The sequence below is a fragment of the Butyrivibrio sp. INlla16 genome, from assembly GCF_900104155.1.
In the GTDB taxonomy this organism is placed as follows: Bacteria; Bacillota; Clostridia; order Lachnospirales; family Lachnospiraceae; genus Butyrivibrio.
Map to the genome: position 1 here is coordinate 1 of NZ_FMYB01000095.1, position 7,187 is coordinate 7,187.

Here is a 7,187-nt window from a genome sequence, read left to right on the forward strand (position 1 = left end):
GCTTTATCCGTTTTGCGAAAAATATCATATAACGTAGCAAGGCTGATGCAATTAGAAGATCCTGTGAACCGGATACAGATGATAGATATAATGGATGAAGTGGACTCGGATCTTACATGTGTGGCAAAGTTTATTTTTGAACCAATTCCCAGTATGTATTGATTTTTGAGAATAACAATACCTTTACTCCTTTTGATGACGCATAGGGATAACTATGCGCTTTTTTATGCTGAATATAGGATAATAACATCTCAAAAAGCAACTACTCCACCTGATTATGGCATTCTCCTGCACAAAAACTTCTTCATGAAACAACCCTACTGAAAAGAACAAATGTTTTGATTACTCTTGGAAATTATGCTATAATACTAATATAATCTTTGGAAAGGAAATCTCAACTGTGTATAGGACAAGGCAGTACAGAATAGCTAAAAACAACACACTATACAGTTACTGCCAGGATATTTGCAGGGCATCTGCAGTTCTTTACAACAGGGCGAATTTCATCATCCGACAGTATGCTTCTGCCATAGAGGCATTTGACTCTTACAGGCCTCTTTTTCCCAATCAGATGCAGGTGTATAAACTTGTAAGTGAAACCCTTGAAGGGACAAAATATCATGCAGCTGGTTCATGGCTTTCTTATAATGCCCTTGATTATCTTCTGAAGAGCACCAGGGATAAGGCGTACTATGGTATTCCATCTCAGGCTAACCAGCAGATACTTAAGCTCCTTCTTAGGGATTACAAGTCGTTTTTTGAAGCAGTGAAGGCGTACGCCAAGACACCATCAGCATTTACAGGGCGACCCCGCATGCCGGGATATGTATGCCAGGGAAAATACAAGACTGCCATCCTTACGAATCAGATATGCAGGATAAAGGATGATTCCTATATACGTTTTCCCGGAACAACAGATACTTTAAAACTTGGCAGGGACCTTCCCCAGGGGAAACTTAAGGAAGTGCGGATAAAACCACATGGTAAGGACTTTGTAATGGATGTGGTGATCGATGCCTTAACAGTAGGTATAGAGCCTTTGGACGACAAGGATGTTCTCAGATCGCTTTCATCAGAAGATGACATTTCCGATATAAGGGTCATGTCGATAGATCCGGGTACGGATAACATAGCAGCCGTAGCGAACAACTTTGGCGCAGATCCCTTTGTGATAAAGGGCGGACTGATAAAGTCCGTAAACCAGTTTTACAACAAAGAAATGGGGCGGCTCTCATCATGTGCCATGAAGTGCAATAACAGATACCGAACCAGGAAAATGAACATACTCACAGAAAAACGCAACAGGCGCATAAAGGATGAGTTCCATAAGATAAGCAGACAGCTAGCAGACTATGCGAGGGATAACCACGTAGATGCAGTAGTGATGGGGCATAACGTATTCCAGAAACAGGAAACGGATATGGGGCATATCAGTAACCAGAATTTTGTGCAGATACCAATGCTGATATTTGCAGATATGCTCCGCTATAAGCTTGCTGAATACGGTATAAGATTTGCCCTGACCGAGGAGAGCTATACATCGAAGGCTGATTTTCTTGCCATGGACCCGATCCCCATGTATGAAAAAGGGAAGAATAAAGAATACTCTTTTTCAGGAAGAAGGATAAAAAGAGGACTGTACAGGCACTACGATAGAACAATAACAAATGCAGATATAAATGGAGCTGCAAATATCTTAAGAAAAGTATTCCCAAAGGTAACCCAATGGGATAGAGGCATAGTGGACATGCCCTGTTCTTTGGGATGCACTAAGCATCCCAAAGGTTCATGCCGCTTTGCGGCATGACAGAAACCTCTTCCGACGCAGAGTCGGTGGTGGTAGTTCATTACTCTACTGGCAATGGCTGTACTCTTTGGCCTATTGTTTATAATTGCTGCAATAATCTCAAAAGCAAAATCTTTTTAATCATGAAATTGGCTTTATTTATTGTAACTCTGACTGCCGCAATAATAAGCCAAAATATCAAAGCCATCCTTGCTGTTATCGTTGGAACAATCGTAGCTACATGTGTTAACTACGGAATCCTGAATGCACTTGATGAAAAATAGGATTTCACATATTTAATACACACTTTTTTACATTAAATGAGTCCCTCGTATTTGAGGGACTCATGCTTTTACTTTAGGTGAATATCAGATGAACGCTATTTAACTTTAACGCTCTTAGGAGTGCTCCAATCGGAATATACCTTTTCGCCTGATACTTTTTTGAATGTTCTTATACGAACATAATATGTAAGCGGTAAACAAACGGCGTATAGAACAGACTCTTTCAAACTGATAAACTTCTCCTGAGGGGGTGTCGGGGTGGAAGAGTTTATTTTATGTGGCACAAAAGTCACGAAAGTTCCCGAACTTTTATAACTTTCGTGACTCCTGATATTTGGGGACGCGAACTAGCCCTACGCGGTCATGCCAGTAGGGCTTTAAGCATATATTGCATGCTTGGATCAAGCGGAATCCTGCTCCGCTGTATCTGGAGCAATTGATGCCACCTTCTTCGGCGGCTTTGGAACTAATGGTATGGGGAACATACCTGAATAGAGTAGGTTACGTTTTTCGATGCATTCTTTTTCATAGTCATGGAATGCATCTGACCATGGCATCATGTCATTCAGGCATTCCGGATCTGTCACGTTGCCCTTTTCATCCAGGTGCCCTGGCATTTTCTCAAGAAGATATTTGATGTATTCATAAGGGTTTACCTTGTTTGCTTTGGCAGTCTCAACTATGGAGTACATAGCAGCATTTACCTCGGCTCCAAGAACTGTATCTGCAAAAAGCCAGTTGGATCTGCCCTTACTATAGGAATTAATATAGCGCTCCGAACTGCCATTATCGAGTGGTATATTACCATCTTCGAGGAACCTGCAGAGATAAGTTTCCTGATTTATCGCATAAGAAATAGCCTTAGACAGCTTTTCGGAATGAGATCCATCAGAAGCGTCAAGTTCATGTATGCAGTCAAAAAGCTCTTTTACCTTGGGGGCAACAAACTCCTTTCTGGCAGCAAGTCTGTCATCAGCAGTCATGTTCTTTAGTTTCATCTCTTCATGATATATGCCCCTTATGATCATGAGCACCCTGATTTCCGGCAGCTGGAGGATTTCTTCCTCTGTCATTTTGTTAAGATCATGAACAAAAAGGGAAAGTGCAAAATACCTGCGAAGGTGCATCATGCATCCGGTTACAAGAATTCTACCATTGCTCTCTTTTTCGCACACATGATAAGAGATATATGCATCACAGGTCAGATAACCATGAAACTCAAGGAGAAGCTTTCTTAAATGATCCGTTCCCCTGGTTGGTTCATACATAAAGATAATTATAGGGTTGCCATCAAAAAGCTCTCCCGTGCTGTGCACCCATAGAAAACTCTTGGTTCCGGGCATACGTCCATCCTTAAGCACCTGAAGATATGTTTCATCACAGTTATGGTAAGGGCACAGCAGCATAAGCTTGAGCATGTGCTTTATAACCGGCTTCATGATAAGCGGAACAAGTTCATTCACCCACCCTATTATCACCTGCCTGGACAGGTCAAGTCCCTGCATGTAATAGTCCACGGCCTGACGGAAGAATGGCAGTGCAAGGACAAACTTCCTGTACAGGATATCTGCAAGGATGGATGCTGATATATAGGTTCTGTCTTTTAATGGATTTTTATAGGGAACTGTGGTCATCACATGCTCAAGGCCTGATGAGATCACAGGAGTAAGTATTTTTTTGACATATAAAGGGCATTCGATTTTCTCAACGACATAGTGTTCGTGCCACTTGGCAATGCGCCAGTTGCCCTCACCATAGTCTGCATTGAGTTTGTCTACATCGAGGTCGTAGATAAGCCGGGACGGAAGATTCATGAGCGATTCCAGTAGTCGACGCTTTCTGCTTCCTTTGCCGGATCGCTTTTTACCAGAGCTCGCATTGCTTTTAGTTGCATCGTTATCTTTTTCGTTTTCCTCGTCCAGAGACTTTTTATACTCATCAAGGCTTATGATGACACGGTTTTCTTTATGATCATCACAACAATCCTCTGTCTGGCTTTCGTCCTCAAATTCCTCCGGGGGATTTTCTGAAGACATGAGTGTATCAAGAAACTTCTCGGTTGTCCTTCCAAATATGGCGCGGTTTTTGAGCTCAAGCTGATCAGACAGCTTCTTGACTGTCTTTTCAAGCTGGTCTATCCTGCTCAGCGATTCTTCATAATCCTTCAACAGTTTCTGGAACTGTATCACACCTTCAGTTGTTATCCTGTCGCTTGCGTTTTTGTCCCTGAGTAGCTCCCCATACTTTATATGAAGGGCAACGTAGCCTGAGAGCAGACTTTCCCTGTCAAGATCCTTGACTGATTCATAGAACCGTTCTTCATCTGCCCTCATGCCTGTGCCTCCTCCCTCAGCGTTTTAAGACCATTTCTTTAAGAGCACTTCCAGTGCTTCAAGCATTTCCTGCTTCTCTTTCAAGAGCCTTCGGTTCTCCTCTTTGAGAGAACTGATCTGGGCATCTTTCTGAGCAAGCAGTTCTACCTGGTCTGTTATGGCTTCAGGTGGTGTCCCAGATTCCTGGGTACTACTTACAGCTTCTTTTTTCTTTCCACTTTTTCCAGTGGGGATTATCTCACCGGTTGCCTCATCGATTTTGCCGATGAGGGTTCTTTTTGAGCGTGGCTGCTTTTTCTCCTTATCCCAGTATGACTCTGATTCGTAAACATAAGTTATTCCGGAACGTTTGTCGGTGTGCTTCACTATTGACATCTTTCTGCCCTCCATAGTGATATTTTAGCACATACCTATGCTAGTGTCAATAGGCTAGTGATAATTATTTTATAAATATCACTAGGTTTTTTTAAGGCTTTCGCCTTGCGACAATGGGCTCTGGCTCACGTTTTTTACCAATGGAAGGATCTATGTCAAAGCCATCCATCAGCCGCATGAATTCCTCCCCGTTTATTGTCCGAGCTTCAGCCTCTGATCTTGGCCATCTGAATGAACCTTCTGAGAGCCTGATGTAAAGCAGGATGTATCTGTCTCCGGTCCACAGCACGCCCTTGAGTCTGTCCCGACGTGTCCCACAAAAAAGAAAGAGGGTATCCTTTTCAAGTGGGTCCTTACAGTATGTGTATCTGATCACCGAGCACAGTCCATCGATTCCCTTGCGGAGATCAACAGTTCCTATAGCCAGTATTATCTTTGAAAATGTAAGCCCATTTCCGTTAAGCATGCTTCACCGCCCGAAGGATTGACGTGAGAGATGTTTCATCGACATCACCAGACAGGCTGACGGAAAAATCGCCATATGAAATACAGATTTGTCCGCTATATGATGCCTTATCAGCAACAGGAGTTTGTCTAGGCGCTGCCTCTGTTCTGGAATCCCGGTCTGCAAGACTCGTGGATGACGCTGGTGTGATTTCGAAAAATGTAGGATGATCATCCGCAGCATCAATACCGCGTACAGTCAAAACAGTAGGAGCTGAAATGCTCCCAGGATCAAAACCATCTGCAATCCGTTCCCTCAATATCCTCTGCCATTTAAAAAACAGTCCCCGGCTGATTCCGTTCTGTTTGCAGAAGGTCTGTTTGTCGAGTCCGCTTCTTGCTTGTGCTTCGAAGATCGGAATCCAGTTCTGCAACCTGATGTCCATGACATATTTGTCCATAATAAAAGCCCTCCAATACCAATAGTTTCTCTAAAAGAATCCTACTGATCTTGGAGGGCATTTCCTAGACGCCGTATATTTACCGCTTACCATAATATTTCTTTCCGGACTTAAGTTTCTTGATCGTCTTAGTCTCTGTCTTGACCTTTGTTATAGTCACTTTCTTGACATTAGTCTTGAAATCCTTATCTGTACTGTACTGGATTTCATAGCCCTTGATTCCCTTTGCAGTTTGCTTTTTCCACTTTATGGTAATGGACTTCTTTCCTGCCTTTGGTTTTGAAAGTTTTGCGTTTTTCTGGCTTTTGTCTATCTTTTCATCTACCTTATCAACTGCAGCATCGTCAGCTTTGTCCTTCCAAAGTGCTTTTATCGTTGTATCTTCTGTTATTGTTATAACTGCACCTGCAGCACCTTTATCCCACTTATCAAATTCTTTATTAGTGGGAGGAGTAAACTTGTTTTCTGGAAGTGTGTATTGCCTTCCGTCAGTTACGGTTACAGCATCCATTGTTCCGGTTCCACCGTTCGCATCAAATGTAATTGTGCGGGTAACAGGCTGTGGCTCAGGTTGACTTTGCGTGCTAGTAAATTCGATATCATCGATAAGTGTTCCCTTAGCAGTGTTAGGATCTTTTGTCGCATTTGTTCCGTCTCCAAGAGTCAGACTTGTTGCTAGATTAATAGATGTGTCAATGCCAAGTGAATCGCATTTCAAACTTGCTCCGGCTGCCATTTTTATTGTTGAATTACCATCAACTGAAAGATCCTGGATATAGTTAGTTCCTTCAAACACAAATGTAAAATCACTGCCCCAGAAACTCACATTAGCTTTAGAGCCACCAGTCAACTTAGGAGTATTTAAATTTTTGATGGTAAGTGTATTCGTTGCAGTCAGCGTTATACTGTCATAGGTTGTACCATTTGCCATAAATAATACTGCATCGCCTGTCCCATCATAGAACTGACCTGAGTGAGAAGTGTTGCTATTTACAGTCCCATCTACAAGGATTACATTTGTAGTACTTGTTACTGTTACCTGAGCCTTTACTATACTTCCCTCCATAAGACCGGACATTGACATGAAAGTCAGGGCAAAGGCCATTAAAGAGCATCCAATTTTTCTTATAACCTGCTTCATAGACATTAATCTCCTCCTAATATATAGTTGTGGGGTTAAGTTACCTAACAGCCAGCTAGGCCTTAGCCCTCTTGTTGCTTAAGCTGTACAATGATAAGGCATTGGTCTGACCTTGTTCTCCTAGGACCACTTAGCGTCCGTTAGAAAGCCCGTCAGCCAGCTTATCATTTGCAGCTGTTCGTTTTATGTAGGTAGGACTGTCTTGTACACGTCCGGTTAATACCACAGGAGATAGAATAAGCAATGGGGAATGCTGGACACCATGCAAATTCAATGTTGGGGAGGAACCTTATTTATGATGTACAATGCAGTTGGAATTGATGCTTCTAAAGGAAAGAGCACCGTTTCCATCATCAGACCCGC

General features: G+C 42.5%; 7 protein-coding genes. 2 read left to right on the forward strand and 5 right to left on the reverse strand.

Going from position 1 to position 7,187, the window contains the following annotated elements; translation table 11 throughout:
* The first annotated feature begins 400 nt into the window (after positions 1–400).
* Both BLR42_RS21405 and BLR42_RS23205 read left to right on the forward strand, forming a co-directional pair.
* Positions 401–1,807 (forward strand): RNA-guided endonuclease InsQ/TnpB family protein, encoded by a 1,407-nt coding sequence (locus BLR42_RS21405; protein WP_091873612.1) that lies wholly within the window; start codon positions 401–403, stop codon positions 1,805–1,807.
* Between the two features lie 122 nt (positions 1,808–1,929).
* Positions 1,930–2,070: a hypothetical protein gene (locus BLR42_RS23205; RefSeq protein ID WP_170832932.1), complete on the forward strand. Its 141-nt coding sequence runs from the start codon at positions 1,930–1,932 to the stop codon at positions 2,068–2,070.
* Positions 2,071–2,471: 401 nt separating this feature from the next.
* On the opposite strand, the gene BLR42_RS21415 is transcribed toward BLR42_RS23205, so the two are convergent.
* The 5 genes from BLR42_RS21415 to BLR42_RS21435 all read right to left on the reverse strand — a co-directional run bounded on the left by BLR42_RS21415 (position 2,472) and on the right by BLR42_RS21435 (position 6,830).
* A complete protein-coding gene (locus tag BLR42_RS21415; RefSeq protein ID WP_091873615.1) occupies positions 2,472–4,403 on the reverse strand; it encodes an IS66 family transposase in 1,932 nt (643 codons plus the stop codon).
* A gap of 24 nt (positions 4,404–4,427) precedes the next feature.
* Positions 4,428–4,778 carry a hypothetical protein gene (locus BLR42_RS21420; RefSeq protein WP_091873616.1) on the reverse strand — a complete coding sequence of 117 codons (351 nt, stop codon included), beginning with the start codon at positions 4,776–4,778 and terminating at the stop codon, positions 4,428–4,430.
* A 91-nt stretch (positions 4,779–4,869) separates the two neighbouring features.
* Complete coding sequence (gene tnpB, locus BLR42_RS21425; protein WP_091873618.1) at positions 4,870–5,244, reverse strand: IS66 family insertion sequence element accessory protein TnpB; 375 nt, start codon at positions 5,242–5,244, stop codon at positions 4,870–4,872.
* Entirely contained in the window at positions 5,237–5,683 is a 447-nt protein-coding gene (locus tag BLR42_RS21430; protein ID WP_091873619.1) for an IS66 family insertion sequence element accessory protein TnpA, read from the reverse strand. Before BLR42_RS21430 ends, tnpB begins: the two co-directional genes overlap by 8 nt.
* 79 nt (positions 5,684–5,762) lie before the next feature.
* A complete protein-coding gene (locus tag BLR42_RS21435; RefSeq protein ID WP_091873621.1) occupies positions 5,763–6,830 on the reverse strand; it encodes a fibronectin type III domain-containing protein in 1,068 nt (355 codons plus the stop codon).
* Positions 6,831–7,187 lie beyond the last annotated feature (357 nt).

Excerpts from the sequence above, each read along its gene's own strand:
- BLR42_RS23205 (WP_170832932.1), top strand. The coding sequence starts at position 1,930 with ATGAAATTGGCTTTATTTATTGTAACTCTGACTGCCGCAATAATAAGC.
- BLR42_RS21415 (WP_091873615.1), bottom strand. The coding sequence starts at position 4,403 with ATGAGGGCAGATGAAGAACGGTTCTATGAATCAGTCAAGGATCTTGAC.
- BLR42_RS21420 (WP_091873616.1), bottom strand. The coding sequence starts at position 4,778 with ATGTCAATAGTGAAGCACACCGACAAACGTTCCGGAATAACTTATGTT.
- tnpB (WP_091873618.1), bottom strand. The coding sequence starts at position 5,244 with ATGCTTAACGGAAATGGGCTTACATTTTCAAAGATAATACTGGCTATA.
- BLR42_RS21430 (WP_091873619.1), bottom strand. The coding sequence starts at position 5,683 with ATGGACAAATATGTCATGGACATCAGGTTGCAGAACTGGATTCCGATC.
- BLR42_RS21435 (WP_091873621.1), bottom strand. The coding sequence starts at position 6,830 with ATGTCTATGAAGCAGGTTATAAGAAAAATTGGATGCTCTTTAATGGCC.